This window comes from Thermostilla marina (assembly GCF_054657455.1).
The window spans coordinates 177,998-196,605 of sequence record NZ_BAAHYR010000001.1 but is presented as its reverse complement, the minus strand read 5'-3'; the positions used below and the strand labels follow the sequence as shown (position 1 = coordinate 196,605).

General features: G+C 61.4%; 10 protein-coding genes and 1 tRNA gene. 5 read left to right on the top strand and 6 right to left on the bottom strand.

Translation table 11 applies throughout. From position 1 onward, the window contains the following. Positions 1–7: 7 nt before the first annotated feature. The 3 genes from ACYQ2I_RS00715 to ACYQ2I_RS00705 all read right to left on the bottom strand — a co-directional run bounded on the left by ACYQ2I_RS00715 (position 8) and on the right by ACYQ2I_RS00705 (position 5,284). Positions 8–1,510, bottom strand: coding sequence for an alpha-L-fucosidase (locus ACYQ2I_RS00715; protein WP_460165063.1), 1,503 nt, complete (start codon positions 1,508–1,510; stop codon positions 8–10). A 514-nt stretch (positions 1,511–2,024) separates the two neighbouring features. After that, positions 2,025–3,041 (bottom strand): adenosyl-hopene transferase HpnH, encoded by a 1,017-nt coding sequence (gene hpnH / locus ACYQ2I_RS00710; RefSeq protein ID WP_460165062.1) that lies wholly within the window; start codon positions 3,039–3,041, stop codon positions 2,025–2,027. Positions 3,042–3,121: 80 nt separating this feature from the next. After that, positions 3,122–5,284 (bottom strand): terpene cyclase/mutase family protein, encoded by a 2,163-nt coding sequence (locus ACYQ2I_RS00705; protein ID WP_460165061.1) that lies wholly within the window; start codon positions 5,282–5,284, stop codon positions 3,122–3,124. 736 nt (positions 5,285–6,020) lie between these two features. On the opposite strand from ACYQ2I_RS00705, the gene ACYQ2I_RS00700 reads away from it, so the two are divergent. Then, positions 6,021–6,093 (top strand) — tRNA-Ala (locus ACYQ2I_RS00700). Positions 6,094–6,286: 193 nt separating this feature from the next. Here ACYQ2I_RS00700 and ACYQ2I_RS00695 read toward each other — a convergent pair. Beyond that, on the bottom strand, positions 6,287–7,114 hold the full coding sequence (locus ACYQ2I_RS00695; RefSeq protein WP_460165060.1) for a hypothetical protein: 828 nt from the start codon (positions 7,112–7,114) through the stop codon (positions 6,287–6,289). A 287-nt stretch (positions 7,115–7,401) separates the two neighbouring features. Then, entirely contained in the window at positions 7,402–8,856 is a 1,455-nt protein-coding gene (locus tag ACYQ2I_RS00690) for a DUF6298 domain-containing protein (protein WP_460165059.1), read from the bottom strand. 209 nt (positions 8,857–9,065) lie between these two features. Here ACYQ2I_RS00690 and ACYQ2I_RS00685 point away from each other — a divergent pair, with 209 nt between their 5' ends. The 4 genes from ACYQ2I_RS00685 to ACYQ2I_RS00670 all read left to right on the top strand — a co-directional run bounded on the left by ACYQ2I_RS00685 (position 9,066) and on the right by ACYQ2I_RS00670 (position 17,413). After that, positions 9,066–10,550, top strand: coding sequence for a glycoside hydrolase (locus ACYQ2I_RS00685; RefSeq protein ID WP_460165058.1), 1,485 nt, complete (start codon positions 9,066–9,068; stop codon positions 10,548–10,550). A 221-nt stretch (positions 10,551–10,771) separates the two neighbouring features. Further along, a complete protein-coding gene (locus ACYQ2I_RS00680; protein WP_460165057.1) occupies positions 10,772–12,256 on the top strand; it encodes a sulfatase in 1,485 nt (494 codons plus the stop codon). Between the two features lie 222 nt (positions 12,257–12,478). Then, on the top strand, positions 12,479–15,619 hold the full coding sequence (locus ACYQ2I_RS00675) for an outer membrane protein assembly factor BamB family protein (RefSeq protein WP_460165056.1): 3,141 nt from the start codon (positions 12,479–12,481) through the stop codon (positions 15,617–15,619). A gap of 159 nt (positions 15,620–15,778) precedes the next feature. Next, on the top strand, positions 15,779–17,413 hold the full coding sequence (locus ACYQ2I_RS00670) for a putative Ig domain-containing protein (RefSeq protein WP_460165055.1): 1,635 nt from the start codon (positions 15,779–15,781) through the stop codon (positions 17,411–17,413). A gap of 102 nt (positions 17,414–17,515) precedes the next feature. On the opposite strand, the gene rfbB is transcribed toward ACYQ2I_RS00670, so the two are convergent. Beyond that, the gene (gene rfbB / locus ACYQ2I_RS00665; protein WP_460165054.1) at positions 17,516–18,574 is read right to left on the bottom strand and encodes a dTDP-glucose 4,6-dehydratase; all 1,059 of its coding nucleotides are present in this window, start codon (positions 18,572–18,574) and stop codon (positions 17,516–17,518) included. Positions 18,575–18,608: the final 34 nt, after the last annotated feature.

Genomic DNA, 18,608 nt, shown 5'->3' with positions numbered 1-18,608 from the left:
AAGGTGGTTACTTCAATTCGATGCGATAACCGACCACGTATTTCGTCGGCATGCGTTTGGGCGGTTCGATGAATAGTCCTTCGGCGGTTCGCCGCCACGCGACCGCCTCGTCGCTTCCAAGCATCGACACGGCCCGAATCTCGCGGTCCAGTATTCCGCCTTGGGCCAGCGTGTGAATGATGATCGTTTCTTTCGGCGGTGCGAGAACGAAGGCGTACAACTTGCCGTCTTTCGTCGTAAAACGAATATCGGCCGGAGAATACTCCCGATGGTTTTCGCCTTGACGGCCGTCTTTGATTTCGAGCGGTCCTTCCCCGAAGGTCTTCCACGGTCGCGAGCCGTAGATGCCCTCGCCGTTGGCCTTCAAAAACGCGCCGAACGCCCGCAGGTAGGCCTCTTGATTTTCGGGCAGCGTGCCGTCGCCGCGCAGGGCCACGTTCAGCATCACGATGCCGTTCTTGCTGATCACATCGACCGCGTTGCCGATCATCACGGGGATGCTCATGCGATTGACGGCGTCGCGCCGGTAGAACCAGTTGCCCGACAGGTCGGTCGCCCAGATCCACGGCTGCGGCTTGATGTCGTCGGCCCCGCCGCGTTCGAGATTGTAGGTGAATGCGCGGCGATCCAAAGAGGCATCCTTCAGCGAGAGAACGACCGTCTGTTTGCCGTCGTTTTCTTTGAGGTCGCGATTGAGAAAGGCCGTGAACAACTTGAGCCCCAGTTCTTTGCCGCCTTCGCCTTTCGGAAAGGGGCAATCATTGTTGAAGATGTCGGGATCGTATTTCTCGATCAGCTCCCAACAGCGGGCATACCAGTGTTCATTCCAACTGTCCTGCGTTGCATAGCCGGTCGGGCTGTAATCCATGTTGAAGAACGTCCAGGCGGGCGTTCCTGGTTTCTGATACTTGCGCGCGTTGGCAAAAAATCGGGGAGACCAATACAAATGCGTCGACACGCCGAACTTCAGTCCGTGTTTTCGTGCAGCCGCTTTCCATTCGCCGACGATGTCCCGGTGCGGGCCCATCTTCACCGAGTTCCACGGAAACGACGAGTCGTAACAGTCGAAGTTGTCGTGGTGGACGGCCACCGGCATGATGAACCGCGCGCCGCACTCCTTGAAAAACGCCGTGAGTGCGTCGGGATCCCACTTTTCGGCCTTCCACAGCGAAATCAGTTTTTCGTAACCGAACTCTTCGAGCGGTCCGTACCGTTCGATGTGCCAGCTCGTCAAACGCTCGTCGATGGTCCATTCCGACTCGGGCTTGCCTTCCGGCAGGGGCGAATACATGCGGCGACCATAGTGCGAACCATCGGGCGGTCGATCCTCATCGATCGCCGACGAAATGCCCCAGTGCATCCAAACGCCGACCTTGCCGTCGACGAACCAGTCGGGCACGCGGTAGTGCGCGGCCAACGACTCCCACGACGGTTCGATTTCTTCGGCCCCGGCCGGAAGTCCCCAGCCGACGACCGCGACCACAATGACCAGCGGCCCGAATCGGCTCATGTCGAATACCCTGCCCTTTCGGTAGAATAGCCGCCTCTTTTGACAGTTCCTCACGGGTGCGCGCAGCTTTCCAGGTCTCCTTGATCGCTCTATTTTTGCAGCCCTCGACCACCGACTAGATGAGAGAATTTCGCGCGTCCGCACCGCGGGCGATGAAAACAAAGCCGAATCGCCCAAGGACTCGGAAACTTCGCCCTCATCGAGGGGGTGCCGCAACGCACACGGCGCAGACGCTTGGCCGACACAAGACCGGCGCAGCCGATCGACGCAAACAAGGGACCTGATTGGTGTCGACCGTCACAAGAGACGACCGGGGGACCTTCGCCAATCATCTAGAATCGGGGGGAGCATGGTACCGCTGTCGCGGCATTCAGGAAAACGCGACGTCGCCGACAATGAGTGACATTACCTGTTCCGGTTTTTCCAGTATACGCGGAATTCCCGAATTGTCACCGGTCGGATTCCCTCACAATCCCTCGAAAGAGCGGTTTGGTCGGCGTTCATTGCATCCGGGCTAAACCAACTGCCACAACGCCATCGTCAGCGCATCGCGAAGCGATCGTTGCGCAGCCAGCACGGCGGCCGGTTCGTAGCCCGAGTGAACCATGCAGTCGCGGCATCGCGGATCGTGTTCCGGGCCGAGGGCGTCCCAATCGGTTTCGGCCATCAGTTCTCGAAACGTGGCGTAATGGCGATCGGTGATCAGGTAGCAGGGCCCTTTCCAGCCGCGGACGTTTCGCGTCGGGTTCGCCCAGGCGGCACATTTGAGATCACGTTTGCCGCACAAGAAATCGAGGTAGATCGGCGAGGTCATCAGCCGAAAGCGCTCGAGGTCTTTGCGCACCATCGAGAACTTGCGTTGAATTTCACGCCGCGAGAGGAACAGGTTTTCGGCGTCGGTATCTTTTTCGAACACGGCCTGGTAGGCGTATCCGGGCGAAACCAGAAAACCGTCGACGCCCAGCTCAGTCAAGTATTCCAACAACACGAGGATTTCGTGCATGTCGGTCTCGGCATACACGGTCGTGTTCGTGGTCACCCACATGCCGGCTTCTTTGGCCGCACGAATTCCCTCGACCGCTTTTTGGAACGTACCCGGTTTGCAGGTGATCGCGTCGTGCGTGGCCTCCATGCCGTCGAGATGTACGTTCCACAAGAAGCGGCTGCTCTTGGGGAATCGCTCGACGAACCTCGGCATGAACACGCCGTTGGTACACAAGTAGATATGTTTGCCGCGGTCGATCAAGGTTTCGACCAGGCGATCGATTTCGGGATAGATCAGCGGTTCGCCGCCGCAGATGCTCACCACCGGGGCGCCGCATTCCTCGGCGGCTTCGACGCATTCCTCGACGCTCAAGCGTTGCTTGAGCGAGTCCTTGTATTCGCGGATCCGCCCGCACCCGGCACAGTGCAGATTGCATGCGTGCAGCGGTTCGAGCATGAGCACCAACGGAAACCGTCGTACACCCCGCAATCGGCAGCGCACCATGTACGACGACATTGCCCGGCTGAGAGAAAAGGGAAATCGCATGAATCACTCGTTGCTGTCGATAGGGGGCGTCCGTGCCGGCCGCCTGCCCGGTGCATCCACACCCCGGCGGGAAAGATCCGTCAGGCCGATTCGAGGACGCCCGGCTCCGACTCATTTCTTTCAGGACGCACTACCCGCAACGCAGGGCGAATCTCGTCCCGCAAAAACGAACCGGCCGAGACCGCGAACCGGGCCAACGCCAGCATCGGGAAGTAAACAGGGTACATGTGGTATTTCAGGTAGAACACGCGAGGAAACCCGGTTCCGGTGAACTCGGTTTCCGACCATGAACCGTCGGCATTTTGTCGATCGAGCAGGAACCGCACGCCCCGGACGGTCGCCGGATGGTCGGCCAGCCCGGCGGCGATCAACCCTAAAACGGCCCATGCCGTTTGCGAAGCCGTGCTCGGCCCGCGACCGCGAAGCGACGGATCGTCGTACGAGTCGGCCGATTCGCCCCACCCCCCGTCGCTGTTCTGATGCGCCAGCAACCATTGGGCGCCCAGCACAACGGCCCGGTCGTGATGCGGCACACCGACCGCCGTCAAGCCGGTAAGCACCTGCCACGTGCCGTAGATGTAATTCACACCCCAGCGGCCGTACCAGCTTCCGTCGGCCTCTTGGGTTTGCCGTAGGTACGCGACGGCCTTGGCTACCGCGGGATGCTCGCACGTCAACCCCAAGGCGCCCAACGCCTCGACCACGCGGCCGGTCAAGTCGGGCGTGCTCGGATCGATCATCGCGTTGTGATCGGCGAACGGAATGTGACACAGGAACTCGCGGTTGTTGTTGCAGTCGAAGGCGCCCCATCCGCCGTCGCGGTTTTGCATGGCCAACAACCACTGCATGCCGCGTTCCACGGCCTCGGGCATGCGTTCCAAGACGCTTTCTTTGTCGGGGGCCGCGTCGTTCGGCGAATCGGTTCGGTCGTCGGTCACTGCGTAATCGGGCGGCACGGCCGCTTTCAGCGGGTTCTCGCGCCGATATTGATCCTGCATGGCGAGCAAGACCATGGCCGTATCGTCGCAATCGGGGTAGAAGTCGTTATGATGCTCGAAGCACCACCCGCCCGGTTCGGCGGAGACCGTCTCGGACCAGTCGCCGGGCCGTCGTATCTGCTTGTCCAACAACCAGGTCACGGCCCGACGCAGCGCGGCGCAGTCGAGGTCGAGCCCCCCATGACTCAGCGCCCGCACGGCAATCGCCGTATCCCACACCGGCGACAGGCACGGCTGCACGCGCGCCGACTCGTCGTCCTCGATGACCAAATCGAGGAGTTGCTTTCGGTTGTACTCCATCTCGGGAGAGTCCCAGTCGTAGCCGAGCGCGTCGAGGGCGATCATGCTCCACACGATCGGCGGATAGATGGCGCCCATGCCGTCGCTTCCCTCGAAGTGCGCCAACATCCAACGCTCGGCGGCGCGCACCGCACGCTCGCGGAAGGGCAAAAGCCGCATCCGCTCGAACAGTTTGAACGTGCGATCGACCAGCCGGAAGAATCGATCCCAGCTCAAAAAGGGCGGACGTTCAGGACTGCCCGGCTTACGATTGGCCGGCCAGCGTTCCGGCGGCGCGAGGAACAATTCGCGGATACCGCGTTCCGGCGGCAACTCGCGCACCGGCTTGCGGGCCGAGATGATCGACAGCGGCACGACCATCGTCCGCGACCAGGAACTCATCGCGTACAAATTCACCGGAAACCACTTGGGAAGATACATGATCTCCGGCGGCACGCTGGGACAGATCGAATAGGGGATTTGACCTAACAACGCCAGGTAAAAGCGCGTAAAGCTGTTGACGCGGTCGGCGCCTCCGGCGGCCATGATTGCGTTGCGGGCGCGGACCATCGGTTCTTCCGAAGGGTCATACCCGGTCAGCTTGAGGGCAAAGTACGCCTTCACGCTGCCGCTGATCTCGAGCTTGCCGCCGGGATACATCGCCCAGCCGCCTTCGGGAAGCTGCGTTTCGATAAGGTGCGCGGCCAACTTGCGGGCAAGAGGCGTGCCCTCTTTGCCGAAATAGGCCAACAGCAAGATCGTTTCGCTTTGGAGAATGCTGTCGCCTTCCAGTTCGGCCTGCCAATAGCCTTCTTGCGCTTGGCATCCGAGAAACCAGCGCCGCGTGCGCCACACAGCCTTGTGCAGCGAATTGCGAAATTCCGATCCGGCGGGCATGGATCGGTCGGCGAAGAGCCGATAGGCGACGTCTGCGTCCTTCGCCCGGTCCCCCGTAAGAGTTTGCATTGCTCGATCGTCCCTGTGGCAGTGGCGGTTTTCCCTAACCGACAGCCAGGAGTTTACGGCAAATCGATCATTTCAACAAGACCGCGAAACCCTCGCAATGAAGAGATGTTAGGGTTAGCCGGCAATGCTAGCAAAGCGCGCAAGTTGCCAAAACTTTAACGCCCGGACGCGGGCGAGCCAAAAAATCATGCTCTACTACTGGACACAAAGTTTTTATTGTGTACAATACGATATGTCGTTCATGTCGATCGATGCCGAGCGTTCACGAAAATTTTCCGATTGACTCGCGTGCGCGGCCCGTCGATGGGTGCATGAGAACAAGTGGTCGCCGAAATCGGCGGCCGACCAACTGTGGCACAACCCCCGCTTCCTGTGTGGGAGTTCGAGTGAGGTGGTTTCGGCTGCCTCACTCGACTCTCTAATTTTCCCGATGCGGGCGAGGAAATACCGAACGCAGGCCTCCGGAACGGGACGCCTGCGTTTTTTTCGTGCCGTATCCGCAAAAAGCGGTTTTTTTTCACGGTCCGGCGTCTTTCTGCCCGCCCTGTCTGCGATAGCCGAAGGCCTTCGAAACGGCTCAGTGTTCGAGAAAACGATTGCGTTCGCCTTCCGCGACGCGCCGAACGAGCGGCACTTTTTCGCCGATCCCCCATTGCCAAGCCGAAGAGAATCGACCAATATAATAAGACGTGCGGCCGACCCTGCCTTATGGGTATGCCGCATCGACAATCGAGTCGGGGGATTAGCTCAGCTGGGAGAGCGCTTGAATGGCATTCAAGAGGTCAGGGGTTCGAGTCCCCTATCCTCCACTTCAAAGGAAATCTGTTTCCCAAGCTCGGTAGTGGTGCCGGGCTTTTTTGTTGCGCGAAGCGAGTTTTGAGAATCCCGATTGCTTTTCCATTCGGGTTGGTCGGCGCAAAAAAACCGCCCGGCAGGAAACCGTTTCCCGTCGGGCGCTGCGGTCATCGGCTCACCGGCCGACCGCTCGCGACGCGTGTGTCGCTACGGTTGGGGTGGTGAAGCCGACTCCTGCGCCGGGGCCCCCGCAGCAGCAGCCTCGGCGCCTTTGACGTTTTCGGCAGGTTGGTCAGGCTGGGCTGACACCGGTGGTTGATCTTGGGGTGCTTCGGCGCTCGTCTCCTGGGCGGCTTGGGCCTCGGCTTTTGCTTTTTCGAGCTCGGCCTTGGCTTTTTCGGCCGCCTGTTGCGCCTGTTCGGCCTGGGCCTTCAGTTGCTCGAGCTGCGCCTTGGCCTGGGCGATCTCATCGGCCTGTTTGGCCAATTCGGCTTTTTCGGCCTCGATCGCTTTCCGCTGCGCTTCGAGTTCGGCCTTGGCCTTGGCGACTTCTTCCATCGCCTTGGCGGCTTCGGCCTGTTGCGCCTTGGCTTCGGCCATCAGCTTTTGGGCCTGGGCGGTCGCCTCGGCCGCGGCGGCCTGTTCTTGCTTGGCCTTGGCCTGCGCGGCTTCGGCCTTCGCCTGGGCGGCTTCAGCTTCGGCCTTCGCCTTTTGAGCGGCCTTCGTTTCGGCTTGGACCTGCTCGAGGGCCTTGGCGACGTCGGCCTTCAATTCGGCCAAAGTCTTTTCGACGGCCGCCTTGAGATCGGCGACTTCCTGCTTGGCCGCTTCGGCGCGGGCGGCAGCCTCTTCGGCCTCTTTCTTGGCCTGGGCGGCTTTCGCCTGCTCCATTTGGGCCACGGCGATGATGTTCCGCGCGCAACGGCGTCGGGCGAAGATGCCTTGGCGCCCGAACAGCAGTCCCGCGTGCGCGGTGTCGGCCGCGAGCATGATCGCTACGGCCGCGCCGAGCAGTAATAGTCCTGCTCTACGCATCGTCGGTCCTCCTTTGTAGAAAAAGGAATCAAACTACTCGCACGGCGGCCGCAAGTCCCGACGTCGAACGAACGGTGTCGTCGGCGACTTACGTTCCAAACCACCGGTCGTGTCTGCGGTCGGATGGGTGGGAAGGCGGGGGCCGCTCGACCGAGCGGCAATCTCCCACCCGGGGTGCATTCCCCTCGCTTGGGGCGAATTCCATCTTAATTGCCGACCAACCCGGCGAAAAGCGCGGAACTTGCGGTTTGGTTAAAGTTTTAGGGTTGTTTTGCGGCACCGACGGGCTAAGGAACCCGCTCTGCAAAGAAAACCACAGCATCCTCCCGTGGCGGGGTGATCAATTGGGGGGAATCGTTTCCCGTCAAGTCTCCGAATGTCACGACGTGAGTGCCCCACAGGTCATGCCACCGTCCCCGGTAACGCCCGGCGGGCAAATTCAACGAAAAGGGTTTTCCACGATTGGGTTGGAAGACGAGGACGCTTTCGCCCGGCACGACCAAACAAAATCCGGTGCTTGCGCGCTTGGGATCGGCAACCGCCCGAGCCAGGTCGATTCGTTCGCTTGCTCGCCGCGCGGCACCCATCGCACGCCGGACGGTATCCCATTCGGGATTCGGCTGCTCGGGCGTGCCCAGCCGAAAATCCATGTAGCCGTCCATCAGAATGAACGAGCAACCGCGCGTCAGGCAGCGCCACGGCCAGGTCGGATCGTAATCCCACGGGGCGATGTGGTCGGTATCGACGACGATCCGTTTTCCGCCGGACGGTCCGGGCGGATCGCTGAGCCACTGCTTGCCCGTCGGCGCAATCCAATCGGCCGAGGTGGAGAGCAGCTCCTTGGTTCCCAAAGGCGCGCCGGTAATCCCGATCGGGTGCTGCAACGACCGCTTCTTTTCCGTTTCGCGAATGAAGCGGGCCATGTGATCTTGCCACGCAAGTGAGCCGCGGTGCCCCTCGTTGCATATCTCCCAAACGACGTTGTCCAAATCGCCCAACGTATCGATCACCTTGGCCACGAATCGTTCCTGAAGACGCGTAATTTGCGGATCGGCGAGCGTGTGCACCTCGATGCCTTCACCGTCGTGGTTCAAATCGCCGTCGATGCCGTTGATGTTGTTCTGCGCGTTGAAGGGATGGCCTTCCCACGGATTGCCTTTGTGCGGATCGACGCCGTCGGTTCCCTTTTGTTCGACGCTGAATCCCTGAAAGAGCATGACGGCGACGTAGATGCGATGTTCGCGGGCGGCCTCGACGCGCGCACGTAGGCGGCGGAAGAACGATTCGTCGAACTGTTCGAGGTCGAATTTGGGCAGCCCGTCGGCGGCTTTCCCCGGCCCGGTGCGGCGATAAGGCAGCGGCGCGTAGCGGATGGGTACATCGGCCGGCACGAACTGCATCCGCAGGGCGTGTTCCCACATCCACATTCGCATGAAGTTGTGACCGAAACGATCGAGAAAGGCCAGGTATGCGTCGTAATCGAAGTCGGGCGTTTCACCGCGAACGCCGCGCTCCTGGAAATTGGCCCAGGTGTGCGAGCCGGTCAAAAAGACACCGCGCCCGTTCGCATCGACGAAAAACAAACTTCCCTCTTCGACACGCAACGGACCGGCGATCGGCGGCTTCGACGGTTCGTTTTGCGGCTCGCGAGCAAGAACACCTCGCCCCCCCGCCGCGACAAGCAACAAAGCAACCGGTAGGGCCGACGCAACAAACCCAGGGTTCTTTGGCAATGCTTTCATCGATTCGTTTCTCCGAAGCTTGCAGCTTGCGTTCGCGGATTGCGTAGGTATAAACAGCGAATCACAATAACCGAGTGACCGCCGGGTCTTGGGGGATGCCGCATCGATTGCCGATGGTCGAGCAACGCGCCTGTTGCCGAAACCAAGACCGGTTTTTCCCGTTCACCCAAAGTACGTGCCTTATCGTAATTCACCGGGAGACAAAGTCCATGAAGCGTGCCCTGCTCGTCGTGTCGATGGTCTTGCTGACGGCGGCGAATCCGGCGGCACGGTTTGCTTCGGCCGTGGACGCGAAGGTGGCATTCGATCGTCCCGTCCGCGAATGGGACGGCTTCGGCGTGAACTATGTCGAAGCGGCACAGACACGCGACTACGCGAAGCATCCGCAAGAGTACGGCGGATTCAGCCTGCTTTCGGAGCGTCAGCGGCAGGAGATCGTCGAGTTGGTGTTCGGCGACGAGGGATTGAAGCCGGGGGTCGTGAAAATGTTTCTCGATCCGTTCCACGAAGGGATGACCGAGGCCGACAACGACAACGACGATCCGTACAAGATCGACGAAGGCCGCTTCGACCACGAAACGACGACGCGGTGGATGCGTTACTTCGTCCGCGAGGGGCTCGAACGTACCCGCGCCCGCGGTGACGACTTGACCATCATCACGACGCTCTACGGCCCGCCGGGCTGGATGACGAAGCAGAAGTTCGTCCGCGGCCGCGATCTCGATCCCGCGATGAAAGAAGAACTGGCGGAGTATTTGGCGGCGTGGGTGTCGTACCTGCGGAAAAAGGAAGGCTTTCCCGTCAAGTACGTGTCGTTGCACAACGAAGGCGAAGACAAAGGCCGGTGGCCGGCGGACGGCAGCACCGCCGGTGAAGAACGGCACGATTACAACATGTACTGGCCCCCGGAACAGGTTGCCGAGATGATCCCGATCGTCCGGAAAACGCTCGATGCGTTCGGGTTGAACGACGTGGGCGTGACGCCGGGCGAAACGACCATCTGGCCGCGATTTAGCGAATGGGGATACGCGCGAGCGATCGCCGAAAATGAAACGGCACTCGAGGCGTTGGGCCTGATCACCAGCCACGGGTTCGCCCGCTGGAAAGACGGCAAATGGACGAACCACACATCGGCGGGCATCGACCTGTTGCGGGCGAAGCGCCCCGAATTGCACGCCTGGACGACCTCGATGACCTGGGGGCAGATGAACGTCCGCTTCGTCGAAGATCTCGCGCGGCAAATCTACATTTGCAAGGTCAACTGCGTGATTCCCTGGGCCGCGATCCAAACGGCCGATTGGTACGGCGGCGATCCGAACCCGGGTACGGCGATCCGCGTGACCGGAACGGGCGAATACACGGTCGAGCCGGGATATTACTGGTACAAGCAGGCCTGTCGCGCCGGGCAGCCGGGCATGATGGTGGCGGAGGTCGAATCTTCCGATCCGCAAATCGTCCTCATGGCCTTTGCGAGCAACGGCACGCGACACCCCGACGCCTTCGTCGTCATCAACACCGGCTACAAACCCCAAACCGTGAATCTGTCGATCAGCGGAACGACCGCAGCACGGTTCGCGGCGTTTCGGACCAGCGACGATGAGCACTATCAGCCGTTGGACGATGCCGTCGTGGAGGACGGTTCGCTCACCTATCGTGCGCCGCCGCGGTCGGCGACGACGTTCTTTGCGAAATAACCGGCGGAAAAAGGTTGAGCCTCCCGGGGGGCGTGAAGGCACCCGGCAGCCGCGAGCGGGTGCGCTCGTCGCCTTTGCCGCCATGTACAGGAAGTGGGGAAGAGGCTGTAGGTACGCGCCCTCGGCGAATCCTGCGGCTTTTCGGTTTGGGGGATTCAATTCGCGGTGCGACGACCGCACCCGGCTTTCGTCCCGGCAAGGTTGTTGTGGGAGAACTCACGATGAAAATGCAAATCCTGTTTCGCCTGGCATTCGCCCTGACGGCGGCGGCTGCGCTTTTGTGCAGCAAACCGACCAAGGCGGAATTGCCCGAACATCCGAACGTCCTGTTCATCGCCGTCGACGACCTGAACGACTGGACCGGTTTCCTCGGCGGCCATCCGCAAACCCAAACACCCAACCTCGATGCGTTGGCGCGACGGGGTCTGTTTTTCACGCGGGCGTACTGTGCGGCACCTTCGTGCAATCCGTCGCGGGCGGCACTGATGTGCGGTGTGCGACCGTCGACCTCGGGCGTGTACTACAATTCGAACCCCTGGCGGCCGCAAATGCCCGACACGATCACCCTGGCCCAACAGTTCATGGCCAACGGCTACAAGGTGTACGGCGGCGGGAAGATCTTCCACAACTCGTACAACGATCTTGCATCGTGGGAGGTCTACTGGTCGCGGCCCGGTGATCCGGAACCGCCCAAACGTCCGATGAACGGGATTCCGAACACCGCTCATTTCGACTGGGGGCCGCTGCAAGAAGACGATCCCGAAATGGGCGACAAGAAACTCGTCGATTGGGCGATCGACTTCTTGAACCAAAAGCACGACCGCCCCTTCTTCTTGGGCGTGGGCTTCATCAAGCCGCACCTGCCGTGGTTCGTGCCCGAGAAATATTTCAAGAAATTCCCGACCGACAAAATCATCCTGCCCACGGTGAAAGAAGACGACCTGAACGACGTTCCCGAAGCAGGCGTCAGGATGGCCAGGCCGCAAGGCGATCATGCCAAGGTCTTAGCGACGAACAACTGGGAAAAGGCCGTCCAAGGCTACCTGGCCACGATCAACTTCGTCGACGGACAAATCGGACGGTTGATCGACGCCTTCGACAAGTCGCCCAACGCGCGGGATACGATCGTCGTGTTGTGGGGCGACCACGGTTGGCACCTGGGCGAAAAGCAGCATTGGCGCAAGTTCACCCTGTGGGAAGAAGCCGACCGCGTGCCGTTGATCTTCATCGTCCCCGGCGTGACGAAGCCCGGCAGCGTGTGCGAGCGGACCGTTAGCCTGTTGGACCTCTATCCGACCTTGTGCGACCTGTGCAATATCCCGATCCCTGAGCACGTGGAAGGCGACAGCATCAAGAAGCTGATCGCCGATCCGAAGGCCGAATGGGATCGGCCCGTCGTGACGACCTACGGATTCGGGAACCACGCCGTCCGCAGCGAACGCTGGCGATACATCCGCTACGAAGACGGCTCGGAAGAACTCTACGACCACGAAAACGACCCGCTCGAATGGACGAACCTCGCCGGCGACCCGAAATATGCAAGCGTCAAACGAGAACTTGCGAAATGGTTGCCGAAAGTGAATACTCCGAAAGGCCCGCGGCAGGCGCCGGACTCGAAGAACAAACGGAAAAGTCAGCCAAAAGCCGCCCAAAAGACGGGCGTTGAACGCCTGTTCGAAGACGACTACGGCGAGTTTGATTTTTGAGCGTCGATACGGCAAGCCGCACGGCCGCAACACCGTCGTTGTTTTTCCACGGTGAATCGGCGATGCTTGCTCGGTCACGCGTCGACCGACGAAAACAGATCGCGAAAATGCAATCCCGGGCGTGGTACCGCCGAACAGGCAGGGCCGCGTCCGGCCGATCATTTGTTCGTGCGTGTGCCCGCACGACCAAGGTTCCCCTAAACGAATCGAGGACGGAACGCGATGACCCGATTTTCCATTCCAGCGTATTGTTCGGCTTTGGTGGTGTCCTTGGCGATCGTCTGGATCGGTCCGGCGACGGCCGCCGATGTGCCGTCGGTCGCGCAGCTCGAAAAATTGGACGTCGCCGGAGGCGTTTGCGTGCTCGTCGAGCCGGCAAACCTCGACGAAGCCGCAGCCCTTGCCGCATCGAAGCCGTTCGTCGTCCAGGTGCTCGTTTCGCAAGATCGTGTTTCGGAACTCACCCGCGCGGCAGCCGAAAGCGACGTCGCCGAAAAAGTGAGCGTCGTCGCGTGGAACGGCGGGCGATTGCCCTACGCCGAAAACCTGGTCAACCTGCTCGTCGTCCGCGGCAACGCGCCCTCGCCCGACGAAATCGACCGCGTCTTGACTCCCCTGGGGACGGTCGTCGCTTCGCCGGAAGCGGTTCGCCCGCTTGCCGATCGCGGCTACGCGGTCGCGTCGATTGCCGACGGACTTTCGGCCGCCGAAAAACCCTGGCCGAAAGACATCGACGACTGGGGGCACTACCAGCACGACGCCGACGGAAACCCCGTCGCGCAGGATTACGTCGTCGGCCCGCCGCGACATTACCAGTGGGTTGCCGGACCGGAATATCTGCGTGCGCACGACACCGATTCGAGCGTCAATCTGGTGGTGACGTCCGGGGGGCGAATGTTCTACTTCGTCGACGAAGCCCCGTTGAGCACGCCGGGACAACACGACCTGCCCGACAAGTGGTTCCTCGTCGCCCGAGATGCCTTCAACGGCGTGCTCTTGTGGAAAGTTCCCGTCGAAGATTGGGGATGGCGGGCGTGGAAGCACACGTGGTTCTTGGCACGTCCCGGCGACATCCCCTTGAACGTGCAGATGCGGCTGGTGGCCGTCGGCGATCGCGTGTACGTCACCTTGGGATACCGGGCACCGATCAGTGAACTCGATGCCGCTACCGGCAAGGTGTTGCGCATCTATCCGCAAACGGCCGGGGCGAGAGAAATCCTACACCACCAAGGGACGTTGATCGCGAGCATCCCTGCGGCAACAGGGGCGTTGCCGGCGCGGGTCATCGCCGTCGATACTTCGACCGGCGAGACATTGTGGATCAGCGAAAAAGACTATCGCGGTACCGACCAGGACTACATCCGTTGGAGCGAGTCGCGCGGCGGGGTGAAACCGCCCGTCTTGCAACCGGCATTGAACCCGGCCACCGACGGCAAGATCGTCGCCGTGATCGATTTCGACACCGTCGCGGCGCTCGACTTCGCAAGCGGCAAAGAGCTGTGGCGGACGCCCATCCCCGACGAAGACAAGGGCATGTGGCTGGGGTCGCTGATCACCGTCGACGGTGTGGTCGTCGTCGGATTGCCGCAGCAATTGCTCGGCTTGGACGCAGCTTCCGGCGACATTTTGTGGCGCAGGCCCAAGGCTCCCATCGGGCACCTGTGGTACGAATGGAAAGACCAGTTCGTCATCGACGGCCTGGTGTGGACCTGGAACGCCGAACTCGATACGTGGAAATACACTCGGAACGGCGCTCGGGGGAGTACCAAGTTGCCCACCCACGTCGTCGGCTACGATTTGCACACCGGCGAACTGAAACGCTCGGTGCCCACCGGCCCGATATTCATGACCTATCATCATCACCGTTGTTACCGCAACAAGGCCACGCCGAAGTACATCCTCGCGAGTCGTCGCGGCTCGGAATATATCGACCTCACGGGGGAAGGCCCGCACACTGTCGACAATTGGGTGCGGGGAACCTGCCACTTCGGGATGCTGTTGGCCAACGGGTTGCAGTACGCACCGCCGCACCCGTGCCGCTGCTACGTGCTCGAGAAGCTGGGCGGCTTCAACGCCCTGGCGGCCGAGCGCGACCTGGGGCCCACGCTCGCTCCCGACGATCCGGCTCGCATCGTCCGAGGCCCGGCGTTCGGCGATGCGAAAGGTCCGGCGGCCTCGCCGGACGATTGGCCGACCTATCGCTACGACGGCCTGCACAGCGGCAGCACACCGGCGACCGTCCCGGTGGAACAGGCCGTCCGCTGGAAGGCCGAGCTGAACACCAAACTCACGGCGCCGACGATCGTCGGCGATCACGTATACGTCGGCCTGCCCGAGCGAAACACGCTTGCCGCGCTCGATCGAACGACCGGCGAGATCGTGTGGACCTACACGACCGGCTCACGCATCGACAGTCCGCCCACGTATGCCGAAGGTAAAGTGGTGTTCGGTTCGGCGGACGGCTTCGTGTACTGTCTGCGGGCGCGGGACGGCGCGTTGGTGTGGCGATTCCAGGCCGCGCCGCAACTGCGACAAATCGGCGCCTATGGGAAGCTCGAGTCGGCCTGGCCGGTCCACGGAAGCGTGCTCGTCTTGGGTGACACCGTCTATTTCGCGGCCGGGCGATCTTCACACCTCGACGGCGGCATCGACCTGTTCGCCCTGTCGTTGGAAGACGGCACCGTGAAGCACCATCGAAATCTGAACGGGCCGTTCTACAACTCCGAAAACATCGAGGTCAATTTGAATCTGCCGGAAGGCTACCTGGCCGATATCCTCCAGGCCGACGGCGACGCCATCGTCATGCGGGGATACCGCATGGATCGCACCTTCTCCGAGATCGAACCGGCGAAGATGTCGACCTTGGGGGCCAAGGGCGGTTTCCTCGACGACACGTACTTCCAACGCTATTTCTGGTACGTCGATCAAGTCAACAACCACGCGCGACTGGCCGTCGTGAGCCCCAAGATTGCCTGGATGGTGCGGATGTTCGACAAGATCTCGGCGCTGGATCCGAAGCATTACTTCGTACCCGGCCAAGGCTATACGTTGTTCGCCGTCGATCGGGCGACGCGGAAGAACTTGTGGACGCTGACGGTTCCCGTCCGCGTGCGGGCGATGGCGACCGCGGGAAATCTGCTCGTTACCGCGGGGCCGCCGGATGTGCTGGATCCCGAGGATCCGCTCGGCGCGTTCGAAGGACGCAAGGGCGGCCTGTTGGATTTGTTCGAGGCCGAAACCGGCAAGCGACTGGCCGGCTACAAGTTGCATTCGCCCCCGGTCTTCAACGGCATCGCCGCGGCTCACGGCGAGTTGATCGTGTGCCATGAAGACGGCAGCATCACTTGCCGCGGTGCGAAATAGCGCACAACGGCCGGTTGCGTGGGCGGAAGCAGTAAGCCATCATAAAAAACGTCTGTCGTTCCGGCGGGCGCGTCGGCGTCGTCTCATGGGTGTTGGCTCAAACGGGTGCATCGGCGTAACGCAATCGAGTCTCATCATCGACAGAGGAGAAACTCCCCCATGAAACGACGGACTTTCACGGTGCTTGCGCTGGCCGCGAGCATTGCCGTATCGACTTGCGCCTCGTTCGTCGCGGCGAACGATTCCGGCGACGTGTACGACGCCCGCATCGGCGAGAAGGAAATCCTCACCCCGCCGCCGCCGAAGGCGCCGCGGATCAACGGCCCCAAGGTGTACGGGGCGCGCCCGGGCCGCATCTTCCTCTACCGCATTCCGACCCAGGGCGTGCGCCCCATTCGCTTCGCCGTCGAGAATCTGCCTGAAGGGCTGAAGCTGGACGCCGAGAACGGCATCCTCACCGGTACCGTTCCCGAGCAGCGGGGCGAATACGCGATGACCTTCGTCGCCGAAAACGCCTACGGCGCGGCCCGGCGACCGTTCACGTTGATCGTGGGCGACAAGATCGCTCTTACACCGCCTACCGGCTGGAACTCGTGGGGCGGCCACATGGTCGACGTCTCCGACGCGATCATGCGCAAGGCGGCCGATATTTTCGTCGAACGCGGCCTGGCCGACGTCGGTTTCCAGTACATCGGCATCGACGACTGCTGGATGCGGTTGAACCGGGAGATGTACGACACCCGCACGCCGGGCCAAATCAAGAAGCACGCCGCCTACGATTACGAGTCGACCGGCACGATCGGCCCGATCCGTGACGAGTACGGCCGTATTTTGCCTAACGGCAAGTTTCCCGACATGAAGGCGATGTGCGACTACATTCACAGCAAGGGGCTCAAGGCGGGCATCTATTGCACACCCGGCCCGCGCACTTGCCAGGGCTGGGCCGGCTCGTACGGCCACGAACGCGCCGACGCCGACCGCTTCGCCGAGTGGGGATTCGACTTGCTCAAGTACGACCAGTGTTCCGGCGGAAAGGTGCTGGCTCAACTTCGCGCGCGCATCCCCGGCTACGAGGTCAAGGACTTCTGGAAGCCGATGTCGGACTACCTGCGGGTCCAGGACCGCGACATCCTTTTCAACTTGTGCCAGTACGGACAGGACGATCCCTGGACGTGGGCGCCGTCGATCGGCATCCAGTCGTGGCGCATCGGCGGCGACCTGAACCACCACGTCGAAAACTACTTCGTCAACGCCTTGCGCATTGCCGGGCCGCTGCGCGAGTACAGCAAGCCCGGTCAATGGAACGACCCCGATTTCATGTACATTCACCGCATCAAAGACGTCTCCCGCATGGCGGAACCGTCGGTCGAAATCCCGCTCGATACGAACCAGCGGTATCAGTACGTGACGCTGTGGTCGATCATCGCAGCGCCGTTCTTCTTCTCGTGCGATATCGAAAACATCGACGACTTCACGATCGGTCTCTTGGCCAATGCCGACGTCGTCAACATCAATCAAGACGAACTCGGTCACGTCGCCGAGATCGTCCGCAACGACGACCAAACAGAAACCGTCATGCTCAAGAAGCTGGCCGACGGTTCGAAGGTGCTGGCCGTGTTCAACCGCGACGCCGAACGGGAACGGACGATCAGCGTCTCGTGGGGCGAAATCGGTGAATGTTGCGAGTTAGACGTGTTCGACGTGTGGCGGCAGAAACCGTTGGGCGCGTACAAAGGGGGTATCTCCGTGCTGTTGAGCCCCAACGGGGTCGCCTTGTTCCGGCTTACGAACTAGGCTTCGGGCTTGCGATCCGAGCGCATAAAGCAGGCGGATCGATCCGTTGGAGATCGGTCCGCCTTGTTTATGGAAAAGACGTGTATCGACCGCGCGAAAGGCTCAGCTTCCCAGCCCCAACCGTTCACGGCGGTACTTGCCCGAGGTCACACGCTCAACCCACTCGGTATGCTCCAAGTACCAGCGGACGGTGCGTTCCATGCCCGACTCGAAGTTTTCCTGCGGTTCCCAGCCCAGCTCCGCTTTGATCTTCGACGCGTCGATGGCGTAGCGGCGATCGTGCCCGGGCCGATCGGTGACGAAGGTGATCAGGCCTTCACAGGGGCTGTGGGGTAAGCCCGGCTTGAGTCGATCGACCAACTTGCAGATCGTCTTGACGACCTCGATGTTTTGCATTTCGCAATTGCCGCCGATGTTGTACGCCTCGCCCGGTTTACCGCACCGCAACACGGTCCGCAGCGCGCGGCAGTGATCTTCGACGTACAGCCAGTCGCGAACATTCTTCCCGTCGCCGTATACAGGCAGCGGCTTTCCCTCGACGGCGTTGAGAATCATCAGCGGAATGAGCTTTTCGGGGAACTGGTACGGTCCGTAATTGTTCGAGCAGTTCGTGATCAACGTCGGCAGGCCGTACGTGTGATGATATGCCCGCACGAAGTGATCGGCCGAGGCCTTCGATGCCGAATAGGGCGAGTTCGGCGCGTAGGGTGTCGTCTCGGTGAAGTAGCCTTCCGGCCCCAGCGAACCGTACACTTCGTCGGTCGATACGTGTTGAAAGCGGAAGCGGCTCTTTTCGGCGTCGTCCAGCGCGTTCCAATACTCGCGGGCGGCCTGGAGCAGCCGAAACGTCCCGACCACGTTCGTCTGCACGAACGCCTCGGGACCGTCGATCGAGCGGTCGACGTGCGATTCGGCGGCAAAGTTCACGATCGCCCAAGGGCGATATTCGGCCAGCAGCTTTGCAACCAACGCCTGATCGCAAATGTCGCCCTCGACGAACACGTGCCGCGGATCGTGAAACACGTCGGCCAACGAATCCAGATTTCCCGCGTACGTGAGCTTGTCGAGGTTGACGATACGATCGGGCTCTTCCTGCAACCATTGCCGCACGAAGTTGCTGCCGATGAACCCTGCCCCGCCGGTCACCAGAATCGTGTCCATGAGCACCTCGAATCGCTGGGAAGGACGAACGTGG